Genomic DNA, 21,668 nt, shown 5'->3' with positions numbered 1-21,668 from the left:
CCGGCACCCAGCGGAGGATTTTTTATTTACTCTCCATTTCCCTCTCTATCCGTTCCCACAACTCTTCTATAAATGGCAGCATTCTTGCCGAGAGTTCGGGAGGCAGATCGTAACGCACCGTCTTGCCGCCTTCGCTCCTTTCGACCGATAGGAAAAGCGCCGACGGGCCCCCCGCCTTCAGCGTATATACGGGAGAGGCCGCCGTCATCCGCTCTCCTTCAAGTGATTTTTCCCCATTTCTTTCAGCTGTGCCGGGGTCCAGCGTCTCGCCCATGATATATGCGATGGAGGTATTCAATACCTTCGAGAGCTTTATCAGATTGGCGCCGTCCGGTAAAAATATGTCGCGTTCCCATGACGAAACAGTCTGCCTTGCCGTCCCTACAAGATAGGCCAGCTCCTCTTGATTGGAAATGCCGCTTTTTGCACGCAGCGCGCGAATCCGTTTTCCTACAGACATTATTCCATCACCTCACGCTAAAAACATACAGTCAATGGGAAAAGATAAAAGCAAGTAAAAAAGTCATAATGACATGTATACTTGACAATAATATTTTGAGACTTATAATTAAAATCGATAAAATAAGTCACAACGATAAATTCAAAGAGCGTGCCGTGACTGTAGGTGTCAGTCGGCTGTAAATGCAGATCATACAATGAGAAGCCTTTTATTGTATATCCGCATACTGATGGATTATTGCCTTGTGACTGCGGTGAGGCACGTTTTTTGATGATCGGCAAATAAATCACGTAAATCAGAGGGGTGATCGCAGTTTTTTTACATTAGCGGCGCTGATTTTATCCGTTTTTACAAAATTGAAGGGAGCTGAGCATCAATGAAGATGAAGAGTTATGGAAAGTTGCTGGCGGCGTTATTTGCCTGCATGGCCGTGGTCGCCGTTCTGCTGGTGCAGTCCTGCGCGGCGATTGCGGATGACGGGTACTTTATGGTCAATGGTGAAAAGTACGCTACGGAGGAAGATATAAAAGAGATAACGAAGCCGGATTCCTCTGTAGTTAAGGACGGCGCAACTATAGAGGTATACGGCAAGGTAAAGCTGCCTCTCATTATAAGAGAGGGTACGGACCCCAAATATCCTGATTTTACCTGGGTGCTGAGCCATGATAACGTGGTGGTGGAGGGGAAGACGGCGGATGCTGCAGTCTATTGTCCCGTGGATGTGAATTCTCAGGACCTTGGCGGTATGGGCGGGCTTCAGAGCACTGTACACGTCGAGGGCGACGGCGTCACCTTCAAAAATGTAGCGATACTTCCCAACTATAATTCATATTATTCCGATGGTTATGCGAATAAAACCGTTGAGGTGTGGGGCGCTTCATTTACGATGGAGGGTTGTACGATAGAGGTGAATGACCTTGGCGACGGAAGGAAGACGGAAAATGGCGGGGCTCTCTTCTTTAACGGGGCAAAAGAGAACATCACAGTCACTGACTCAACGTTTAAAGACTGTTACGTGGTATTCTGCGATGCCGACCCTGCCGGCGTCATAACCATCAGCGGCAATACCTTTGACTCTCCGCAGGGAGATACTTACTTTATCGGTAATAATACCTGGGCCAATCCTCCAAGTGACAAGATGGGGCCGGTCTATGTTGAGAACAATATATTCAAAAACCTGCCCGCAGATTATAAAAAGGTCGTCTATCACCGCATGGAGGGAACTTTCTATCTGAAAGGAAATAAAATAGAGAGTTCGCAGGGTTCCGATAAATTACTGGACAGGGTCTCGTTCGGCAGGCTTTACGGCGCATATCAGCCAGAAGGCGGCAAAGACTGTGCCTCCGGCGGCAGGGGTATTATCATGCTTGAAGAGGGCGGCGCGAAATATAAAATAACGGCTAAGCTTGACAACGAAGAGTATGTTAACGTTGAGACATTAATCAAGGAGAACGATCCAAACGCAAAGCCCGTTGCCCCCAAGCTTGACGAAATACCGGCGAATGTCGAAACGATTGCCCCCAAAGTGATATCGGTGGATATTACTACGGCTACGGAGGACGACAAAGCGGCGGCCAGGGAAAAGACTGCTGATATGATCAATGCCGAGGGCGTAACCCCTTCGGATATCGAATTTGACCAGAACGGACAGGCGGCGCTCTCGGAAAAGATCATCGCCTCTGCGGCTGTGAGCGCGGTTAAGCTGGCGGAACTGCCGGATGGTACGACTGTCGAACCGGAAGATATCGCCCCCCTGCCGATTACCGATGCCACTGTGAGCGCGGGCAATGTTGCCGCCATAGCTTTCGAACTAAAGGGCGAGGTGTTGAAGGCGGCGCTTGTCAAAGATGTTAAGGTGATGAAGGTCATGTCCGCGGAAATGGGCGAGTTCTTCACGCTTGCGGCGGTCCCGGAGGATTTCACTGATAAACACTTTGCGATACAGGCTGCAGACGAGAATAAAGTCCTCTCTGCGGAATCGCCGATCGTGCCGGAGGGGACCTATAAGCTGGTGCTCTTCATAGAAGACAACGGCGATTTTGACCTCTGCAAGGATGAAGCCGGCAGGGTAGTCGACCCGGTGGCAATCGTCTCTACGACCGCGCCAACGCCCAAACCACAGCCGCATGGCTCGTCGTCGAGCGGATGCAGCGCCGCGGGCTGGGGAGCGCTGGTACTGCTGGCAGCGATGCCGCTGTTCAGGAAAAAGAGGTAATATATCGCTGATACGGATCGGCGGGGGGCTTTTGAGCCTCCCGCCGTTTTTGTTCTTCTCCGAAGAGGTCAGGTGTAGTCTGACCTCTTAAATTTATTTTTTGCATTGAAATTAGTCCAAAAATGATAGAATATCATAAACACTTTTTGTTTATGAGGAGCGTTACGATGAAAAATTTGCGCAGAGTCCTGATCATATTCTTTATAATTTCTATCACTGCCGCCGCGGCCTTTGCCGGTCCGGCGCTGCAGAGGGATTTTACTCTGACACAGCCAGACGGAGAGAGTTTTTCCGCGATGAAGCGCGGCGATGAGTTTATGAACTGGTATGAGACGGCGGAGGGGTATGCCGTGCTGAAAGACGGCGAGAGCGGGTACTGGGTGTTTGCCCTGCGTACGGCTGCAGGTCTCCTTGCGCCCTCCGGTGTTCACTATTCGGCAGGGGCCGCGGTTCCCGAGGGCGCGGTAAAGAACTTTATCCCCGCCAAAGATACGGTTGAGCGTCTGCGGGAAAGATACGACGGCTCCGCCGCCGCAAAGGCAAGCTCCGCCAGATCCGCCGCCGCGAAGACATGGACCTCGAATCCTATCTCCGGCGAGCGCGAGGCGGTGTTTATCCGCATCAACTTTCAGGACGTTGAACTTAAATCAGAGTTGGAGCATACCAAAGACGAGATATGGGGCGCGGAGCATTCCGTCCGCAGCTATTACCTTGACCAGTCGCACGGAAAGCTGAATATCGTCTCCGCGGATTTCGGCGGTCAGGGCAAAAGAGACATCATCGAAATCACCATGACCTCCGCCGATTATAATGGGGGGAAACATCCCGACCGGCTGCTGAACAACGACGCGACCGGCGATTATCGCATATCGCATAAAAACGAGGTCGATTTCGTAACGGGCGTCCTGAATCGTACCGGCCTTGACTTCAGCGGTTTTGACAAAAACGGCGACGGTATTATCGAGGCGGACGAGCTGGTTGTCTATCTGCTCTTCGCGGGCTACGAGGAATCGTGTTCTTCGAAGGAAGGTCGTCCCGCTGTCTGGATGCACGCCTGGAGTTCGTGGGAAGACGAAGGCAACGAGCACATCGTCTATGTCTCGGACGACATAATCCTGGGGCATTGGTCCTGCGGGGGAGAGCTTTCCGACATTCTTGTAAAATCTGGGGATGTTCCCCTGCCGCTCGTCGGCGGCATAGTACATGAACTGGGTCACCAGATATGCAAATTGCCCGACCTCTATGACACCAGCTACACCAATAATGGCCTCGGCCTGTTTTCCGTGATGGCGGGCGGCTCGTGGGGCCATAAAACAGGTGAAATCCACGGAAAGACGCCGCCCAACCTTGACGCCTGGAGCAGAAAATATCTTGGCTGGGACGTCCCCCAAACGCTGACTTCTAGCGCCGCGTCGGTCGTACTTACCTGCGGCACACCTAGAAACGGTAATTATCCGGTCGCGCGGATAAATTCGCCCTATGTCGATTCCACCTATGAATATATACTTGCCGAGGTCAGAAACCCCAACGCGGACGACTGGGACGGAGGTATCGGCGGCAGTATAAAAGACATGCCGGAGTCGTTCAAAGGCGGCGTCCTGCTGCAGCATATCGACGAAAGATCCGGTTCCGGCTCGCTGAGCGCCGGAAATGACTTCAACGTCTATACGGAGGAGGGCCACCAGGGCAACATGGCTATTTGGGCCGACGGCGATTCCCGCGAAAAAGGCGCGGGACAGGGCAGCTATCTCTCGCTCTGGTACGCCGGCAACGGCACGGAGCCGGATACATACTTCTACGGAACGCGCGATACCAATATAGCCAAGCGGTTCTCGGGCATCGTTTTTTCTGGCTTTTCACCGTCGGGAGAGGTCGTCTCTTCCAGCGTAACGCGGGCGGAAACCGGCGGCAGCGGCTGCTCGGCGGCGGCATTTCCACTGCTTCTGCTGTTTGGCGCGCTTCCGCTGGTATTTAGGAAGAGAAGATAAGATATCGGCGGCGGGGGATAACCTGTCATTCCCCGCCTTTTGTAAAGGAGGGCGACCCGATGAAAAAAATATTTCTTGCCGCGCTGCTGCCTCTGGCGGTTTGCCTCTTCGGCCTCCGTTCATACGCCGGGCCCGCGTTTGACGCCCCCATACGCGTGACGCAGCCGGACGGCTCGGTGATCGAGATACGCAAGCGCGGCGACGAGCGCGGAAGCTGGTACGAAAGCGCGAAGGGCGCCTACGCGCTGCTTTACGACGCGAATACGAAATGGTGGTATTTCGCCGTCTCAAAGGAGGGGCGTCTGGTTTCGCTCGGCGTGCCTTACAGGGAGGGCGAGCCCGCGCCGCTGCCGGCGGCGAAGGACTACCGGCCTGTGCGTGTCTCGGCGCGCCGCGTCTCGGGAGAGGCGATAGCGCTGATAAAAAGCGGGATAACCTCCGCGGATTATGCCGCCGAGCCGGAGAAATCACGCGCGGCGATGAGGGAGATCGCGGAAAGGACCGCCGCCGAAGCGGAGGGCGTCGTTGTGCAGCTCTTCTCTCCCGTGCCCTCCGAAGAGGGCGAGATGCTGATCATGGCGCATATAAAAGATGAGAGGCCGGGTAAGGATCCCTGCCCTCTCATTGAACGTCTCAAAAAAATTCCCGCCGCGCTTAACGCGTCGCCGAACGGTATAAGCAGGCCTCTCTCATCGCCTAAGCCCTCTCCCTGATCCCCGCCATCAGCAGGCCGATCTTTTCTACGTCGGTCTTTTGCGGACCTTCCACAACGCCGCTTATCTCGCCGCCGTACATGACGGCGATGCGGTCGGAGAGAGAGGTCAGCTCCTGCAGGTCCTTTGAGATGAGGATTACGGCGGCTCCCGCCTCGCGCGCCTCGAGCAGCCTCTTATGGACGAACTCCGCCGCGCCGACGTCGAGCCCCCAGGTGGGCTGCATCGCGATGATGACCTTTGTCGTATCGGTTATCTCGCGGGAGAGCATCAGCTTTTGCAGATTTCCGCCCGAAAGCACGCGCACAGGCGCAAATAGGTCCGGTATCTGGACATCGTAATCTTTGACGCGCTCCGCGGCAAAATCCGTGATGTAAGCCCAGTCCATGAAGAGGCGTCCCCTCTCCATCGGCGGGCGGCAGTAACCCTTCAAAGCGATGTTTTCAACGACGCTCATGTTGGCGACGAGCCCCACGCCCTTACGGTCGGCGGGGATGTAGCTGATGCCTTTCTCAATGTAGCCGCGCGCCCTCTGATGCGTAATATCGTTCCCCTCGATGGATACCGAACCGGAATCGGGGGAGCGCAGCCCCGCGAGAACTTCGCAGAGCTCATCCTGGCCGTTTCCGTCGACGCCGGCGATACCGAGTATCTCGCCGCCTCGTACAGAGAGAGAGACCTCTTTCAGCGCCGCCGCGCCGCGCTCGTCTTTCAGTGAGATGCGGGAACAGACGAAGACCACCTCTCCCGGTTCCCTGCGCTCCTCCGAAAGTGAGGCGCCCTCAAGGCAGTGGCCGACCATCATCTCCGCGATCTCCTCTTTCGAGATGCCGGCGGCCCGGCGGGTCGCCACGCGCTCGCCCCTGCGCAGCACTGTAAGGCGGTCGGAGATTTCCATGATCTCCTCTATTTTGTGGGAGATCAGGACGATACCGTGTCCCGCCGCCACCATGTTTTTTAGGGTCTTGAAGAATTCGCGTGTCTCCTGCGGCGTGAGGACGGAGGTTGGCTCGTCGAGTATCAGGACCTTGGTACCGCGGTAGAGCATTTTCAGTATCTCCACGCGCTGCTGCTCGCCGATGGAGAGCTGCCAGACCTTTGCCTCGGGGTTGACGGCGAGGCCGTAGCGGTCGGATATTTCGCGGATGCGCGCGATGATCTCCTCTTTATTGATGACGAGGGGGATGTCGCTGAGTCCGAGGATGATGTTTTCCCAGACGGTAAATACGGGGACGAGCATAAAGTGCTGATGCACCATGCCGATGCCGTTGTCGATGGCCGCTTTGGGGTTGGGCAGAAAGACCGGCTCTCCGCCGATGTATATTGATCCGGCGTCTGGAAGGTATATTCCCGCAAGGCAGTTCATAAGGGTGGTCTTACCCGCGCCGTTTTCCCCGAGGATGCTGTGCACCTCGCCGGCAAACAGGTCAAAGTCGACGCCCCTGTTGGCGTGCCGCCCGTAGAAGATCTTATCTATGCCGCGCATTGACACAAGTGTTTTTTTTGTCTCAGTCATCATAACGCTCCCGTTCGACATCAGTGAGATAGGAAATCTTTTAAGAGAGAAAGGAAATCTTTGATTCCCGTATTCGAGCTTAGCCTGTCTGTCAGGTAAATAGTAACAGGAAATATCTTTCAAGACAATAAGTTTGAGAGAGTATATAATTGCACGAGATTTGATCAGCGGAGGAGAATTTTTATGAAAATGTTCAAAGGGCGTGGAAAGCTTTCCAGCTATATGCTCGCCGCCGCGGTGACGTTTATCTGGAGCATCACCTTCGTCGCCACAAAATATCTGCTTGGCTATCTCTCTCCCGGAGAAATACTCCTCTACCGCGTCGCCGTCGCCTATGTTATTTTTGTGGCCGCTGACCCTCACCGTCTTCCGCCGCTGGATCTGATGACGGAGTTAAAGATCGCCGCGGCCGGTTTTCTCGGGATAACGCTCTATTTTCTCTGTGAAAATACGGCGCTCTCCTTCAGCACCGCCTCCAATGTCGCGCTTCTCTGTTCCACCGCTCCCCTGTTGACGGGGGTCGTATCCCATATCTTCACCTCCAGCGAGAAAATGTCGCGCCGTTTTGTCCTCGGCAGCGTCTTTTGCCTGATTGGGATATTCTTCATCATCTTTAACGGACGTTTCGTCCTGAAGCTCAATCCGCTAGGCGATATGATTGCGCTCTTGGCCGCCCTCACCTTCGCCGGATATTCCGTGGTCATCCGCGACGTGAAGTGTGATTATACGCCGGCGCAGATAGCGCGCAAGATGCTCTTCTATACGCTGATCTCCCTGCTGCTGCTGACGCTCACGCCGGTGGTGCGGCTCCATCCGTCGCAGCTGATGCGCCCCGCCGTAGCTGGAAATATCCTGTTCCTCGGCCTCTTCGCCTCTGCCTTCTGCACCTGGGGCTGGAACATCGTCATCTGGAACCTCGGCGCGGTCAAGGCCAACAATCTTATCTATCTTACGCCGCCGATAACGATGCTCTTTTCGGCGCTGATACTGGACGAACGGATAACTCTCTTCGCGGTCGCGGGAGGACTGCTGATACTGGCCGGTGTCTACATCTCGCAGAAGATTCATTGACGATTAAGGACGAATATACAAAAGCAGAGTATGGACCGGCGAAGCGGAAGCCGGTCCATACTCTGCTTTTGCTGCCTCTGCTGCTATTTTACGGCGGACTTTCCCGCGTCTCCCTTCAGCATCAGATATGAGGATACCGCCTGGGCGATGACTATCAGGGCCGCGGGGGCGGCGGCCAGCGTTACGACGGTGCGCAGCCCGTCGATCTTCGCGAAAGTTATCACCAGCCAGGCGATAAATCCCATAAGGATGCCCCAGGCAAGCTTTATCACAGCCGGAGCCTCTTCTCCCTCCTGGACTGCGTCTGGTGCCGTGCACATCAGGGCGACGGTGGAGGTCATGGAGTCGGCGGCGGTGGAGAAGGAGAGCACGATGACCACAAAGAAAATCGGGACCGTGATCTTCGCCAGCGGCAGGAAGTTCAGGAAGGCGAACATCGCCGCCTCCACGCCCTTGTCGTTGAGTATCTTGGCGATTCCCAGCTTCTGGACTATCTCCATGTGCATCGCGGTGCCGCCGAAGAAGGAGAACCAGACGATGCCGAATACCGACGGAAGTATGAGGTTCATCATTGTGAATTCGCGCACCGTGCGGCCATAGGCCATGCGCGCGAGGAACATTCCCGTTACGGGAGCCCAGGCGTACCAGATCGCGAAGAAGAAGAGCGTCCAGATGCGCGGGAAGGGGTCGCCGCTGACGGGGGCGAGGAAGAGATGACGGCTGAAGAATGATTCCACGTAGTTGGCAAAACCCTCAAGGCCGAGGTTGATGTTGAATATCGTCGGGCCGACGACGATAACGAAGGCCAGCAGCAGGAAAAAGAGCTTGCCGTTGATATCGCTCAGTATCCTGATGCCCTTGTTGATGCCGGTATAGCTGGAGATCGTATACATGACCACCATGACGAGCGAGATGATGCCCCACGATATCTTCGAGGAAGGCAGGCCGAACTGGGATTCCAGGCCGCTGGCGACCTGAAGGACGCCCTCGCCGAGGGAGGTGACGACGCCGCCGACCAGCGCGAAGATGATGAAAGCGTCAAGTATCTGTCCCCAGAAGCCCTTTATCTTATCGCCGAAGAAGGGGATGAAGGCGGAGCTTATCGTCTTCGGCTCCTTCATATTGTAAAAGGCGTAGGCGCATGATATCCCGCATACGGTGTACATCGCGTAGGGAGTGAAGGTCCATTCGAGGAATATCTGCGCGAGCGAGAAGCGCGCCGCCGCCTCCGAAAAGGGCGCTATGCCGAATGATTCGGGAGGATTCTGAAACTGCATTATCGGTTCGGCGACGCCCCAGAATACGATACCGATCGCGATACCGGCGCAGAGCGTCATGGCGAACCAGTTCCAGTAAGAAAACTCCGGCACGGCGTCCTTGCCGCCGAATTTTATGTTCCCATACTTGGAAAAGGTGAAGAAAAAGCTGAGGATACAGACGAAAAGCGCGGCGGCGGCATAGAGCCAGCCCAGCTTGTCGAGTGCAAGGTTGAATAAATCCGCCATCACCTTGACGGTCTGTGTCTCATCCTGCATTCCTACGATGAGACTGTAAGCGGCGACGATGATAAGCAGTATAAACGGTGGGAAGAACGCGTATGGCCTGATCTTGTTCATTGATAACTTTCCTCCTTCGATGCCTTATATTGATTTATTCAGTATGCCTGTCTGACGATTTCGTCTATCTTTTCTTTCACGGTGTTGTCAAGTTCTTTGGGTCTGTATTCCTCTATGATCTTTAAGACCTTCGCGTGGGCGCGTTCGCCCATCGATTTTGAGCCGGCCGCCGACCAGTTGTCGTATGTCATATAGTCACCGAGGTCGCTGCGCCAGTCCTCCTTGGCGGCCCTTCTCGTTGAGGCGGCGCGCAGGTAGTTGCCGTTGTATCCGGCCTGCTTGATCTCGTCGACGGACAACGCCGCCTCGTTTATCTCCACACCCGCCATCACCTCTTTTGTGCGGGCGATAATGTCGTCCGAGATCACGAGCAGCTCGAGGGAGTAGCTGAGGCCAAAATCAAGGTAGCCGATATCGTGTGTCAGGTTGCAGCCCTGCAAAGCGGCCATCTGGATAAACTGAGCCGCCTCTTCGACGGCCTGTTCGTCGCAGATCTTCGAGCAGCCGTTGCCAGCCTCGCCCCAGCAGGGCAGATTGTAATAGTGGGCCATCTCGCACATGCCGCTCTGTATCCTGATCGCGCCGGGCAGGGCGTAGCAGCACTGGAGCGTACGCATATCCATCGGCGAGTTGCCGAAGCCGTAAACGAACGGCGCGCCCGGACTTGTCAGCTGGTGGATGACGATGCCCATCAGACATTCTGCGTTGTTGAGTACCACGGTACCGGCGGGCGATATTGGTGTGGTGGCGCCCGCCATTCCGCCGGCGGCGTAGTTCGTCGGCACGCCGTATCTCGCGCAGAGCATGAGTTTGTCGATCGCCTCGAAAGAATGCAGCAGCGGGGAGGTCGGTTCGTTATAGACGACGGCGAAGGGCTTCATCCGCAGGGCCTCCGCGCCGCCTCTCACGGCGATGTACATTTTGAAGATATCTTCAAGGTCGCGCGCGTTGTCGGCAACGACGACGTGGGGCTTTGTCGAGTTGAGTATCATCTGGCTGTACTGCTCGCGCGTGTTAACCTCGAAGGGCACGTCGGAGATTATCCCCATCGACATGATAAAGTCTATATTGGGCAGCGCGTCGCATATTCTCACGGCATTCTGCACGTCGGCCTTCGTCCAGGCTCTTCTGCCGCGGCTTTCGTAATCGAGCAGGTTGACGGTGTCGGAGCCGCTGCCGTAGTAGACGTTGCGTCCCTCGAGGAACATCGCCGGTTCGCCGTCGCGGTCAAAGACCGCCACCCGCGAGGGAAGCTGTTTCAGAGAGCGCTCGACAAGCGAGGCGCCGATAAAGACCTTCTCGTCCTCGACGAGGGCTCCGGCCTGCTTCAGCAGTTCACGGGCCTCCTCGTGTTTGACGAGCATTCCCTGCTCCTGCAGCACGCGGCAGCTGGCCGCGTGGACCTCCGCCGCCTCCTTAGCGCCGAATACGTGATAGGTTGATTCGTTACTGTAATACCTTTTGCCGATATACATACGTGAAGCCTCCCTTAGGGTGATTATGTTTTTTGCCGTTAAAAAAGCTTGCTGATGGTGCTTATCCTTGCGCAGTGTTCGTAGACTTCGTTTATATGTCCGCGGAGCAGAGACTGCGCCGCCGAAAGGTCCCTGGCCCTTATGAGTTCGACAAGCTGATGATGTTCGTCCAAGCCGCGCGTCATATATTCCTTTTCGGCGACGCAGAGCATGGGACGCTGTAATTTTTCCAAAACATCCACAAGCTGGTTGTAAATGATCCGATTTCCCGCCATCTCGGCCAGATATATGTGAAATTCGCTGTCGCGCTCTTTGTTTGACGGTTCTTTGGAAAAAAGCGGCTCCTCGTCGCGGTAAACGACCCGGTCGCTGTACGAAAGGCTGTCCAGATGTTCCAGCTCCTCTTCCGTGGCGCTGTCTATCACCTTGCTCAGGCAGGTGTTTTCCAAAATATACCGGTACTCGTGCATGTCCTGAATATCGGAAAAGGATATTTCGCTGACGCAGTATCCCTTGCGCGGAAAGATCGTCACCAGACCGTCGTATGAGAGGCGCATGAGCGCCTCGCGGATGGGGGTCTTGCTGATCTCGAATTTGTCCGCCAGATAGGCCTCGGTTAAAAGCGTTCCCGGTTTTAGACGAAGCCATAAAATATCCTGTTTCAGAGACAGATAAATATTATTGAACAGGTTGTTCTTTTCGCTTGGGTCGTATTCCCTGTGAGCCATCTCAGTTCACCTCCGTTGGTGAAATGCCTGTGATATTTTTGTAATAAATCTGTAATATATTACAGATATTCTAGCAAACATAGAAAAATAATCAACCCATATTTTGATTTATCGTTAAAAAATAGGGTTATTGGAGATATTGGTTTATTTTTAATTTTAAAATTCAGTTGGCAGTAAATAAAAACAAGGAGAAAAGGCAAAAACAGAATCTATCAGCAGGAGTAAAATTTTTAACGGCAAAAAAGAGGGACACGTCAGTCCCTCCTACAGAAAGGCAATCGTCTGTGGGTTAGAATAGTTTGGAGATGCCGCGCATCTTCGAGATGTGTTCCAGCACCTCGCTTATATGGTGGTGGAGGATGATCTGCGCCTTTTCCAGCTCTTTGTCGGCGATGTGCCGCACAAGCTGATGATGTTCCTCGCAGCCGCGGAACATGTAATCTTTCTCCGCGACAAAGTACATTATGCGCTGCAATTTTTCCAGAGTGTCGGTCAGCTGTTTGAGAAGGATACGGTTGCCGGTCATCTCCGCGAGATAAAAATGAAAGGCGTTGTTGCAGACCACCTCTTTGGAAAAGTGCGGATCGTCCTCCGTATAATAACGGTCCATCTCCGCGAGCTCGTCAAGGTGGGCGAGCTGTTCTTTGGTGGCGTACTTCACGGCGTGGACGAGGTTGGCGTTTTCCAGTATGTAGCGGTACTGGTGCATGTCGCGCATATCGCTCATAGAGACGTCGGTGACCATGTACCCCTTGCGCGGAAAGACGCTTACGAGTTCGTCGCGCACGAGCATTGACAGCGCCTCCCGTATCGGCGTCTTGCTGGTCTTGTATATCTCGGCCAGATAGGTTTCCGTCAGCATAGTCTTCGGCTTGAGCCGCAGCCAGAGGATGTCCTGCTTGAGGGAAACATAAATGTCGTTTACCAGGTTGTTGGGCGTATCTGATCTCATCCGCATTTCATCTCCATTTTAATTATGATACACAAAAAGTATTCCGGTGAATAGTCGTTTTAGGAGATTTTACAGCATAGATTTTATAAAAAGCGCCTCTCGTTGATATACTCTCCGAGAGGCGCTCTTTTATGACTGCTTGACCCTATTGATATCGGATATAGCCTTAAAGTTTTTCTACGCGCACCTGGATAGATTTTAGTACCGGAAAGCCGGAGATGGGATCGGAGACGTCGTCATAGGTTACTTCATTTACATTTTCATCGGCAAATCCATGTGTGTGCTGCATTGTGCCCCTAACGATCTCCTTCTCGTGCATTACCTGCGCGAGAGTCTCGAAACTTCCTATTCTGGAGGTGACGCGTACTCTGTCTCCATCTTTTAATCCCAGTGTTTTAGCATCCTCGGGATGCATCTCCAGATGTCCATGTGGCTCCGCCTTATAGAGCTGGGGAATGTTTCGGTATCTTCCGTGGAAAAATTTCTGTTTACGTGCTCCCGTGGATAACAGTATCGGATAATCCGGGTCCGGTTCCGCCAGGTAGTGCGGTGGATGGTATTGCGGCAGTCCGTCAATGCCGGGGATATTTTTTGCCTCCAGATGAGCGCTGTAAAATTCTATCTTTCCGGTTGGGGTGTCGAAAAATCTTTTCTCACCCGTTGTTAGTTTGTTTAAATGCTTTTCGCAGGGGTTCTCCCCGAAGATAAATCCTCCTGGCGCGGTGTGCAGATCCGCCGTAGTGTATCCGGTTGGTTTCAGCAGCCATTCGTTAAGCTCATGATCGTCTTTCCAGGGGAAATATTCACCGGCGCCCATCCGTTCCGCGAGTCCTTTGACAAATTCATATTCAGTCTGCAGTCCGTAGTCAAGATATTTACCCGTAATGAAGGCGGCCCTCAACGCCCCGTTGAAGAACATCTCCTCGCGCTCAAGATAGGAGGCCGCCGGGATTACATAATCAGCAAGCAGCGCCGTTTCGGTTATAAAGAGATCCTTTACCACCAGAAGCTCCAGCTTTGAGAGGGCCTTGCGCACCTTTGCCGAGTTTGCGTTCGTCAGCGCCGGGTTGGCAGCGGTCATCACAAGTCCTTTGAAGGGATAAGGTTTTTCGCTGATTATCTGGTCCATCAGCAGGCCTGTGTGGCATTCCTGCCGCATCTCATATAGGACGGGGAAACGCTTGGCACCGATTGGGTCAAGCTCCGTAAGCGGTTTTTCTTTATAAAGTGTGAGTTCGGGGAGGCCAAAACCCATTGGGATCCTCATACCTCCTTTACGGTCGGTAGCTCCCGCGAGGGCGTCTATCATCGTTATCGTCCTGATGTTGTTGACGCCGTTGATCTGATGCTCAAGCCCGCATCCGGCCCAGCTCGCAAGGCGCGGCCGTGCCTGCGCGATCTCGTCGGTGATTCTTGAGATGAGAGACTCAGATACGCCGGTTATCTGCGAAACACGCTCACGGGAGAAGCCCTGCGCGTATTCCACGACTTTATCGTATCCAACGGTAAAATTATCGACGAAGTCATGGTCAATTTCGTCGTGCTCTATCATTTCGCGGATGATTCCCCACGCAAGCGCCCCGTCGGTGCCTGGACGGATCTGTACGTAGAGGTCCGCCTGGCGTGCTATCTCCGTGTAGCGTGTGTCCACGACCATCAATTTGGCACCCTTTTCCCGTCCTTCGTTGATGGCCTGCATCCAGTGTGAATGTGATATCGGCGCGTTAGTTCCCCAGTTGATTATCAGATCCGCGTTGGCATAATCCGCCAGCGGCCAGCATCCGTATACGAGATGAAAAGCAATATGGCGCGAAGCGTAGCATTGTGTGTCATTGGAAAAATAATTTGGTGTTCCTACCGCGTGCGCGAAGCGGCGCGCTAGGTTCTCCTGCTGCGCGAAATCTATTCCCTCGCCCTTCCAGATTCCGATTGCGTTGTCGCCATATTTTTTTTGTATTTCGATCAGTTTGGCGGCGATCTCATCCATCGCCCGCTCCAGCTCTATCTCCTCAAATTCTCCTGCCATATTGCGTTTGAGCGGCTTGAAGATGCGGTCTGGCCGGTTGAGCCAGGTGACGGCGGAGCTTCCCTTTATACAGGTACGTCCTTTACTGAATAGATGCTCAGGATTGCCTTCGATATCAACGACCCTGTTGTTTTCGATATGGGCGGTTATGCCGCATAGGGTGCCGCACATGCGGCAGGTAGTGTTGACACTTTTTCTATCTGGCATCCTTTGCCGCCTCCCTGCCGGCGCATTTACGTATCATCTGTTTGGCGAGCTGCAGGTCGGTCCTTCTCCTTGAGCGGTCTGTATAATCCTCTATCTCCTCAAAGTTAAGCGCTCCGGCGATACAATGGCCGACGCAGCGCGGTTTTCCGCCGCAGAGGTCGCACTTGCGGCTTACCTGGAGTTCCGCGTCGAAATGTATATTGCCGTAAGGGCAGGCAAGGATACACATTTTACAGCCGGCGCATTTTTCTTTTTGAATTATGACCGCGTTGCTCTGCGGATCACGTATGATGGCGCCGGAGGGACAGACGGCCATACACCATGGCTCTTCGCAGTGCAGACAGGTCATGGGGATAACGGCGTGCTCTTCAATATAATGGTTTACTCGTATCATGGAGGCTTTGCGCTCACAGGTCTCTTTCGAATTAGCAAAGGCACAGGCCAGTTCGCAGTTACGGCAGCCTACGCATTTTGATGTATCCATTGTTATTACTTTCATAACGGCACCTCCAGCCACTTATTTTTCGAAAAGTCTTACGTTGAGGAAAGTGTCCATCTTTGCCGGAGGGCACTTTACTGAAAGATGTTTGCGGATGACAGGCCTCAGTTTTCCAAACAGACTCACAGCCTCCGATGTCCCGACAAGGCATATTCCTACGATAAAGCCGTTCTTATAGCACAGCTTACAATAACCGTGTCCTGCCTCCGCGTCGTAGGTGTATGAATCGTCGATATCGGCGTCGTTGAACTTACCCATCGAGGCCACCGTCACATTGAACATCTGCGTGACGTTCATATTCAGGCTTCCGCCGTAGGCGATATCTTTTCCGGCCATATTGGCTCCGGCAACAGCGCCCATCTCCACCGCGGTTGGCCACAGCGCGTGTGTCACATGCTCGTCTCCGAAGGCTGAGGGGCCGGCGGCGGCATCTCCTGCCGCGTATATATTGGAAATGTTGGTACGCATGCGGCTGTCCACCGGTATTGTACGTCCGTACTCAACGCCGCTGCCTTTGAGAAATCCAATATTAGCTCCCACGCCAGCTCCCACGATTATAAAATCGGCTTTTACCGGCTCTTTATCCTTTAGCTTTATAAAGAAACGACCGCCGTCTTTCTTGATCTCCTCAGTTATTGTAGAGGTGTGGACTTCTACGCCAAACCGTTCCATCTGCTCCGCCATTATCGCGCTGGCGCGAGTGTCAAGGACGAGAGGCATCAGCCGGTCGGCGATTTCCACAAGCGTGACGCCGAGACCGATAGAGCGAGCCGACCATGCAGCCTGCAGAGATACGAAACCAGAGCCGATGATCAGGACCTCTTTTTTTGTCCTGAATTCTTCCATGAGCGAATCCAGATCACGTCTCGTCCAGAGATGGTATATGCCTGGCTGTTCGATACCTTTTACCGGAGGCCAGAGAGCGCTGGAGCCGCTGGCGATGAGCAGATTGTCGTAGGTCAGTGTCTCTTCTCCGGTAAGAGATATGATTCCAGCCTTCTCATCCAGCGATAAGACCTCGCCCTCGATATATTCCACGCCCAACCTTCTAAGTTCTTTCGCGTATGGCAGAAACAGCTTATCGTAGGGGAGCTTTCCGCGAAGGATATAGGGCAGAAGCACTCTTGAATAGGCATCGCCGCCCTCTTTTGAAATGATCGTTATTGGACTCGCAGAATCATATTTTCTGAAAGACCTGACGGCCGAAAGACCTGCCGCGCCATTTCCTATAATGATGGTTTTCAATAGCATCACCCCTTACAGAAGCAAATAATAGTCTATAGTCAAAGAAACTTTAGTTCTATAGATGTGGACTAAATATCGTATGTTTTGAATTATAACAGCGTTGGCGTTCTGCTGAATATATGATGTAATACAACCTTTATAGGCTTTTAGTGTGTGTTTACACATAACTAAAAAATGTGGTATAGCATGGAATCAGAAGAAAAAATGTACGATAGGACTTTTTAACCCTCTTCATATAGTGATTTTTCACATTCATAGGCGGGGTTGTGATCAGATAAGGGTTCCGTGTTTGCAGACCCTTAATTTCCCCTGCAATACTTTAATATCTTCCAGAGGATTACCGTCGAGGATAAGAAAGTCGGCGAATTTGCCGCTTTCAAGCGTTCCGTATTCTTTTATGATGCCGAGCATCTCCGCGGCGCTCTTCGTCGAGGCACAGATGGCCTCCATGCTGCTCATGCCGTAGAGGGTCATATGTTCCAACTCAAGCGCTGCTTTGTCATGTCCGACCCATGGTACGCCGGCGTCGGTTCCCATCGCTATTTTTACGCCGGCCTTGTGGCAAAGGCGGAAAGATTCTATGACGGAGGTGTATTTCTCTTCCACTTCGTAACGGTTGTATTCTTTAAAAAAGGCAGAAAGCGTAGGTACTAGCCATGTACCGCGTAATGCCATCTCATCGGCCAGAGTCCGCGCCTCGTCTTTATATGGGGCGCGGAATTGGCCGTGCTCTATAGTGTCGGCGCCATTCATCACAGAATTATATATACCGGCGAAACCGTAGCAGTGCGCGGCGATGATCTTGCCCATTTTGTGTGCCTCATCGGCGGCAGCCTTTATCTCTGAGGAAGACATATATACCGTATCCTCAATAATGTTATGGTTGACTCTCATTTTTGGCCTGGAGTAACCAGCGGTGGGCATGATCTTGATCAAATCGGCGCCGCCTGCGATCTGTTCCCTGACTCCTTTTATGAATTCCTGTGGCCCGTCGCAGCAGAGACTAAAGTCGGCGCCATGGCCTCCAGTAATCGTCAAAGGATGCCTCGCGCAGATCATTCCTGGTCCCTGGACCTTTCCGTCATTGACATACTCACGGAACTGAATATCAAGATCGAAGACGCCGCCGAGATCACGGATATATGTAACTCCTGAGTGCAGCGTCTTTTCAAGATTTTTTATGATTTCTATACAGACGGAGGAGATCGGATTCTGGAGATAGGCTACTCTGTCCCATGTGTACGGTTCCATGAATATGTGTACATGCCCGTTTATCATTCCCGGCATGATTGTCTTGCCACAACAGTCGAAAATCTCTATATCGCCATCACACCGTGAAAAATCTTCAGCGCCCCCGACTGATAAGATATGATGGCCTTCCACCAGCATTCCGCTGTTGTGTATAGGTTTCCCGCCATTGCCGTCGATCAGTATTGCATTTAAGAAAAGTTTTCTTTTCATTGCCTCACATCCCCAGCCATATTATTCCGACCAAGATCGGAGTGCCGCGAATAATTTAAAAGCTCGCTTTTAATTATAGCTTTGTTATTAGGTCCGTATATATGAGGCCGTACATAATACTGGCAGCTTGTATGTCAAACCAGTCCATAGGATCGTCAAGGCTGTATCCCAGCAGCTCTTCTATCTTCTTAACTCTTTGATAAAGCGTATTGGTGTGTATATTGAGCTTTTTAGACACATAGCTCACCGACTTGTTAAACCTTGAGTAATAAAAAAGCGTCATGATCAAGTCGGTGCCTTTGTTTTTGTCATATTCGATGATGGGGCGCAGGATGTCTTCCATATATGCCTCAATATCTTCTCTCCTCTGCGTGAGCAGCAGACGCAGCGCGCCCATATCAAGGTAGTTGAAACTTTTGCGGTGGATGAAGTACTTATGAATTATGGTGAGGCACTGGTTGGCCTCCCAATAACATTTGCGTACGTTATAAATTGTCTCATAGACACGGCTGCCGCTTACGGTGATATCCGGCCGGGCTTTCGTTATAGCCTCTATGACGTTGGCAACGATGTTGGCATAACGTTTGTTACTGCAGTTCTCCGCGTTACAGGAGGCTATTATGCAGATATCGTTATATTCCGGCACGATTATAATTCCCCGCGTTCTAGCTTTCATGATGTCTTCGAGTGTATGCAGCAGCTCCGCACCCTCCTGTTTTTCGCAGTAGTCGAGGTGATTGTCTACATCTGGAACCGCCAGAAGTATGACAAAAAACTTTCCGTTTTTCGTGAGCCCGAGTATCTTGGCCTTGGTCAGAAGTGTGTCGTCTTTTTTGCCGGAGAGTATTCCTGTCAGCAATTCACTTTTTAGACTTTTGTTTCTTTCGTTGACTGCCGCTTTTTTGAGCCAGACAAACGACAGATAAAAAGATAGTGTCTCCAGTACAACACGTTCCTTTATTGATAGTTGGCTATGATGGGAGCACACGGCCAGTATGCCCCTTATCGTACCGCCGTATTGCACAGGGAGCAAATAAAGGCATTTTCCACGCTGTGTCACGCATCGCCATTCTTTTTTGAGAAGTCCGTGTGGCTGTATCATATCAATGGTATTTTCGGGAAGTTCTATGTCGTATGTGTCATCTGTACAGCTCATTTTCTCAAGGAATATATTATAAAGTACCATAGGAAAGGATGTATATGAATACGCCTGCTTGAGCATTTCGTCAAATTCCTGTCCCTTAAGAAAAATGGAGCTGAATGCGGATGAGACGACCCCAGCATAAAGAAGCATGTCTCCGTCACGCTCCAATACGTTTTTTATAAGGGATAATTCTTCGTGCAGATCGTAGTTCTCCATATTGATATTTTCAAAGTGCCGGTGTAACGCGATAATCTTTGTGACGTTTTCAGCATAATTTAAATGCCGCAGCGTAAGCAGATGTTGTGAAGAGAAATCCATAATAACAAGAACTCCAACAGGCGTATTTTCAAGCATAATCGGCACGGCGATTAGAGAAGATGGTACCGGCGAGATGTTACCATCGTCAAAATGTACGATATCTACCAGCTCTTCTATGTTTTGTGCGAAAGATTTCAATTGATACTGGTCCAGTATGAGCTCGCCTTTGCCTGAAGAAAAAACTTTACCGCAGATCCCCTCGGAGGTATTGAACGAATGTATCCCACGAACGTTGCGTTCAAAACCGAAAGCATGTTCCACTTGTAAAAGATTTTTTTTGTCGTCGTAAAGATAAAGCATGATTGCGTTTATACATGTTATTTGCTCGACAAGGAGGGAAAAGGCCCACTGATAAAAATCAGCGGAACCAAACTTTTTAATCAGCGATGTTGCTTTTGTAACGAATTGGTCAAAATTTCTATTCATGGAATGACTACCTCCCTATATACTCCTGCACATATAAGATGTTTTGTATGTGGAAATACACACATTGTGGATAAAAGGTACAGATAATACAATAAATTATATCATGATATAGTTGACTATTGCGCATGCGCTGTTGTAATCCATTTTATTAAGAGAGGATGTTATTGTAAATGTCGAGTTCGGAATGCAAAGCTCCAAGTTTTGGTTCGTCGTTCTTAGCGCTGATAGCAATTATTGCAATCCTTATGGTTGGAATACTTGTTTTTCATGTTGATTTACACATATTATTGATCCTCGGTTTGCTGTCCACAATCCTGATTGGAATGTCGCAGGGTATCGGTTTTGGAAAACTTTCAGATGCGATGGCCGGAGGTGTTACACGCGGCCTGCCTGCGATGTTTATCTTTATACTCATAGGAGTGTTAATCGGTTCCTGGATATCTGCGGGGACGGTTCCAGCCTTGATGTATTATGGTCTTAAGGTCATATCTCCATCTATTTTTCTACCAATGGCCTTTCTTCTCTGTTCGCTTACCTCTCTCTGTACGGGAACGTCGTGGGGGACTGCGGGGACGATGGGAGTTGCGATGATGGGTATGGGCATGGGGTTGGGTATGCCGCCTGCGTGGGTTGCTGGCGCTGTAGTCTCTGGTGCGGTATTCGGAGATAAGATGTCTCCGATCTCTGACACGACGGTTCTTGCCTCTGTCTCCGCAGGGGCGGATCTTTACGACCATATCAAAGCGATGCTTTATACAACCGTGCCGGCCTTTACGATTGCGATAGTGCTCTACACCATATTGGGACTGCAATATGCCGGAGGTGAACTTGATCTGAAAGATGTAGATCTGATCACCTCTACGCTGGAAAAGAGTTTCAATCTTAATCCTCTTGTCATGCTGCCATTTTTTGTCCTGCTTGGTTTGAGCCTTATGAAGGTTCCGGCAACGGCGGCAATGTTTATCGGCGCCCTCGCGGGATCTTTGGTTGGGTTGATTTTTCAGGGAATGTCGATCGCTCAGGTGCTGACGGCTATGAATTACGGTTACAGTACGGCCAGTGGGATACCGCTAGTCGATAAGATACTCATGCGCGGCGGGATCCAGAGCATGATGTGGACTTTTTCCCTCTCTTTCATTGCGCTGGCACTTGGCGGGGTGCTGGAAGAAGCCGGTTTTCTGAAGACGCTTATAAACGGGCTGATGGTGCGCATCCACAGCGCCGGTGCCTTAGTCTTTACCGTGATCGTCACCAGTACCATATCGACCGCGGCCATGGCGGAGGTCTATCTGGGAATAATCCTTAACGGTACGGTCTATAAGAAATGTTTTGAAGAGAAGGGGCTTAAACCGGCGATGCTGAGCCGTCTCACCGAGGAGGGGTCGACCTGTATGGGATCAATGATCCCCTGGACGACGATGGGGGCTTTTATCGCCGGTACGCTTGGTGTCGCGACATGGGATTACGCGCCTTTTGCGTTTCTTAATTATTTGACGCCGCTTCTTTCGATTATATTTGCCTATCTTGGAATGGCAATTTTCTGGCAGGGACAGCCTAATAGGTTCTTTTCAGGTAAAAGGCCTCCGGTGGACAGATAGGTTTTTCTGA

At 51.8% G+C, this 21,668-nt stretch carries 16 protein-coding genes; 5 read left to right on the top strand and 11 right to left on the bottom strand.

All coding sequences use genetic code 11. The features are described 5' to 3' along the window. Window positions 1–22 precede the first annotated feature (22 nt). Window positions 23–460 carry a helix-turn-helix domain-containing protein gene (locus BED41_RS15035; RefSeq protein ID WP_066748214.1) on the bottom strand — a complete coding sequence of 146 codons (438 nt, stop codon included), beginning with the start codon at window positions 458–460 and terminating at the stop codon, window positions 23–25. Window positions 461–836: 376 nt separating this feature from the next. Here BED41_RS15035 and BED41_RS15030 point away from each other — a divergent pair, with 376 nt between their 5' ends. From BED41_RS15030 to BED41_RS15020, 3 genes are all read left to right on the top strand, one after another. Continuing rightward, complete coding sequence (locus BED41_RS15030; protein ID WP_066748211.1) at window positions 837–2,675, top strand: Synerg-CTERM sorting domain-containing protein; 1,839 nt, start codon at window positions 837–839, stop codon at window positions 2,673–2,675. A gap of 167 nt (window positions 2,676–2,842) precedes the next feature. After that, window positions 2,843–4,663 carry a M6 family metalloprotease domain-containing protein gene (locus BED41_RS15025; RefSeq protein ID WP_066748208.1) on the top strand — a complete coding sequence of 607 codons (1,821 nt, stop codon included), beginning with the start codon at window positions 2,843–2,845 and terminating at the stop codon, window positions 4,661–4,663. Between the two features lie 59 nt (window positions 4,664–4,722). After that, window positions 4,723–5,376, top strand: coding sequence for a hypothetical protein (locus BED41_RS15020; protein WP_066748205.1), 654 nt, complete (start codon window positions 4,723–4,725; stop codon window positions 5,374–5,376). On the opposite strand, the gene BED41_RS15015 is transcribed toward BED41_RS15020, so the two are convergent. Continuing rightward, window positions 5,360–6,895: an ABC transporter ATP-binding protein gene (locus BED41_RS15015; RefSeq protein WP_333543731.1), complete on the bottom strand. Its 1,536-nt coding sequence runs from the start codon at window positions 6,893–6,895 to the stop codon at window positions 5,360–5,362. The genes BED41_RS15020 and BED41_RS15015 overlap by 17 nt on opposite strands. A 180-nt stretch (window positions 6,896–7,075) precedes the next feature. Between BED41_RS15015 and BED41_RS15010 the strand changes: the two genes are divergently transcribed. Then, entirely contained in the window at window positions 7,076–7,963 is an 888-nt protein-coding gene (locus BED41_RS15010) for a DMT family transporter (RefSeq protein ID WP_066748197.1), read from the top strand. Between the two features lie 83 nt (window positions 7,964–8,046). Here BED41_RS15010 and BED41_RS15005 read toward each other — a convergent pair whose 3' ends face one another. The 9 genes from BED41_RS15005 to BED41_RS14965 form a co-directional block, all read right to left on the bottom strand. Beyond that, window positions 8,047–9,579 carry a BCCT family transporter gene (locus BED41_RS15005; protein WP_066748194.1) on the bottom strand — a complete coding sequence of 511 codons (1,533 nt, stop codon included), beginning with the start codon at window positions 9,577–9,579 and terminating at the stop codon, window positions 8,047–8,049. A 38-nt stretch (window positions 9,580–9,617) separates the two neighbouring features. Beyond that, window positions 9,618–11,054 (bottom strand): trimethylamine methyltransferase family protein, encoded by a 1,437-nt coding sequence (locus tag BED41_RS15000; RefSeq protein ID WP_066748191.1) that lies wholly within the window; start codon window positions 11,052–11,054, stop codon window positions 9,618–9,620. 38 nt (window positions 11,055–11,092) lie between these two features. Beyond that, window positions 11,093–11,782 (bottom strand): GntR family transcriptional regulator, encoded by a 690-nt coding sequence (locus BED41_RS14995; RefSeq protein WP_066748188.1) that lies wholly within the window; start codon window positions 11,780–11,782, stop codon window positions 11,093–11,095. A gap of 289 nt (window positions 11,783–12,071) precedes the next feature. Continuing rightward, window positions 12,072–12,734, bottom strand: coding sequence for a GntR family transcriptional regulator (locus tag BED41_RS14990; protein ID WP_066748185.1), 663 nt, complete (start codon window positions 12,732–12,734; stop codon window positions 12,072–12,074). Between the two features lie 166 nt (window positions 12,735–12,900). Beyond that, on the bottom strand, window positions 12,901–14,967 hold the full coding sequence (locus BED41_RS14985) for a molybdopterin-containing oxidoreductase family protein (RefSeq protein WP_066748182.1): 2,067 nt from the start codon (window positions 14,965–14,967) through the stop codon (window positions 12,901–12,903). Beyond that, entirely contained in the window at window positions 14,957–15,466 is a 510-nt protein-coding gene (locus tag BED41_RS14980; RefSeq protein WP_066748179.1) for a 4Fe-4S dicluster domain-containing protein, read from the bottom strand. The genes BED41_RS14985 and BED41_RS14980 overlap by 11 nt, the downstream gene beginning before the upstream one ends. A gap of 18 nt (window positions 15,467–15,484) precedes the next feature. Beyond that, a complete protein-coding gene (locus BED41_RS14975; RefSeq protein WP_066748175.1) occupies window positions 15,485–16,711 on the bottom strand; it encodes an NAD(P)/FAD-dependent oxidoreductase in 1,227 nt (408 codons plus the stop codon). A 270-nt stretch (window positions 16,712–16,981) separates the two neighbouring features. Beyond that, a complete protein-coding gene (locus tag BED41_RS14970; RefSeq protein WP_066748168.1) occupies window positions 16,982–18,172 on the bottom strand; it encodes a metal-dependent hydrolase family protein in 1,191 nt (396 codons plus the stop codon). Window positions 18,173–18,245: 73 nt separating this feature from the next. Further along, window positions 18,246–20,060 carry a helix-turn-helix domain-containing protein gene (locus BED41_RS14965; RefSeq protein ID WP_066748165.1) on the bottom strand — a complete coding sequence of 605 codons (1,815 nt, stop codon included), beginning with the start codon at window positions 20,058–20,060 and terminating at the stop codon, window positions 18,246–18,248. Between the two features lie 170 nt (window positions 20,061–20,230). On the opposite strand from BED41_RS14965, the gene nhaC reads away from it, so the two are divergent. Further along, window positions 20,231–21,658 carry a Na+/H+ antiporter NhaC gene (nhaC, locus tag BED41_RS14960; protein WP_066748162.1) on the top strand — a complete coding sequence of 476 codons (1,428 nt, stop codon included), beginning with the start codon at window positions 20,231–20,233 and terminating at the stop codon, window positions 21,656–21,658. Window positions 21,659–21,668 lie beyond the last annotated feature (10 nt).

Origin of the sequence: Cloacibacillus porcorum (assembly GCF_001701045.1) — a bacterium.
In the GTDB taxonomy this organism is placed as follows: domain Bacteria; phylum Synergistota; class Synergistia; order Synergistales; family Synergistaceae; genus Cloacibacillus; species Cloacibacillus porcorum.
This window is presented reverse-complemented; position numbering and strand designations above follow the sequence as displayed.

Bases quoted from the DNA above. Each gene is read 5' to 3' on its own strand.
- BED41_RS15035 (WP_066748214.1), bottom strand. From the start codon at position 460: ATGTCTGTAGGAAAACGGATTCGCGCGCTGCGTGCAAAAAGCGGCATT.
- BED41_RS15030 (WP_066748211.1), top strand. From the start codon at position 837: ATGAAGATGAAGAGTTATGGAAAGTTGCTGGCGGCGTTATTTGCCTGC.
- BED41_RS15025 (WP_066748208.1), top strand. From the start codon at position 2,843: ATGAAAAATTTGCGCAGAGTCCTGATCATATTCTTTATAATTTCTATC.
- BED41_RS15020 (WP_066748205.1), top strand. From the start codon at position 4,723: ATGAAAAAAATATTTCTTGCCGCGCTGCTGCCTCTGGCGGTTTGCCTC.
- BED41_RS15015 (WP_333543731.1), bottom strand. From the start codon at position 6,895: ATGATGACTGAGACAAAAAAAACACTTGTGTCAATGCGCGGCATAGAT.
- BED41_RS15010 (WP_066748197.1), top strand. From the start codon at position 7,076: ATGAAAATGTTCAAAGGGCGTGGAAAGCTTTCCAGCTATATGCTCGCC.
- BED41_RS15005 (WP_066748194.1), bottom strand. From the start codon at position 9,579: ATGAACAAGATCAGGCCATACGCGTTCTTCCCACCGTTTATACTGCTT.
- BED41_RS15000 (WP_066748191.1), bottom strand. From the start codon at position 11,054: ATGTATATCGGCAAAAGGTATTACAGTAACGAATCAACCTATCACGTA.
- BED41_RS14995 (WP_066748188.1), bottom strand. From the start codon at position 11,782: ATGGCTCACAGGGAATACGACCCAAGCGAAAAGAACAACCTGTTCAAT.
- BED41_RS14990 (WP_066748185.1), bottom strand. From the start codon at position 12,734: ATGAGATCAGATACGCCCAACAACCTGGTAAACGACATTTATGTTTCC.
- BED41_RS14985 (WP_066748182.1), bottom strand. From the start codon at position 14,967: ATGCCAGATAGAAAAAGTGTCAACACTACCTGCCGCATGTGCGGCACC.
- BED41_RS14980 (WP_066748179.1), bottom strand. From the start codon at position 15,466: ATGAAAGTAATAACAATGGATACATCAAAATGCGTAGGCTGCCGTAAC.
- BED41_RS14970 (WP_066748168.1), bottom strand. From the start codon at position 18,172: ATGAAAAGAAAACTTTTCTTAAATGCAATACTGATCGACGGCAATGGC.
- BED41_RS14965 (WP_066748165.1), bottom strand. From the start codon at position 20,060: ATGAATAGAAATTTTGACCAATTCGTTACAAAAGCAACATCGCTGATT.
- nhaC (WP_066748162.1), top strand. From the start codon at position 20,231: ATGTCGAGTTCGGAATGCAAAGCTCCAAGTTTTGGTTCGTCGTTCTTA.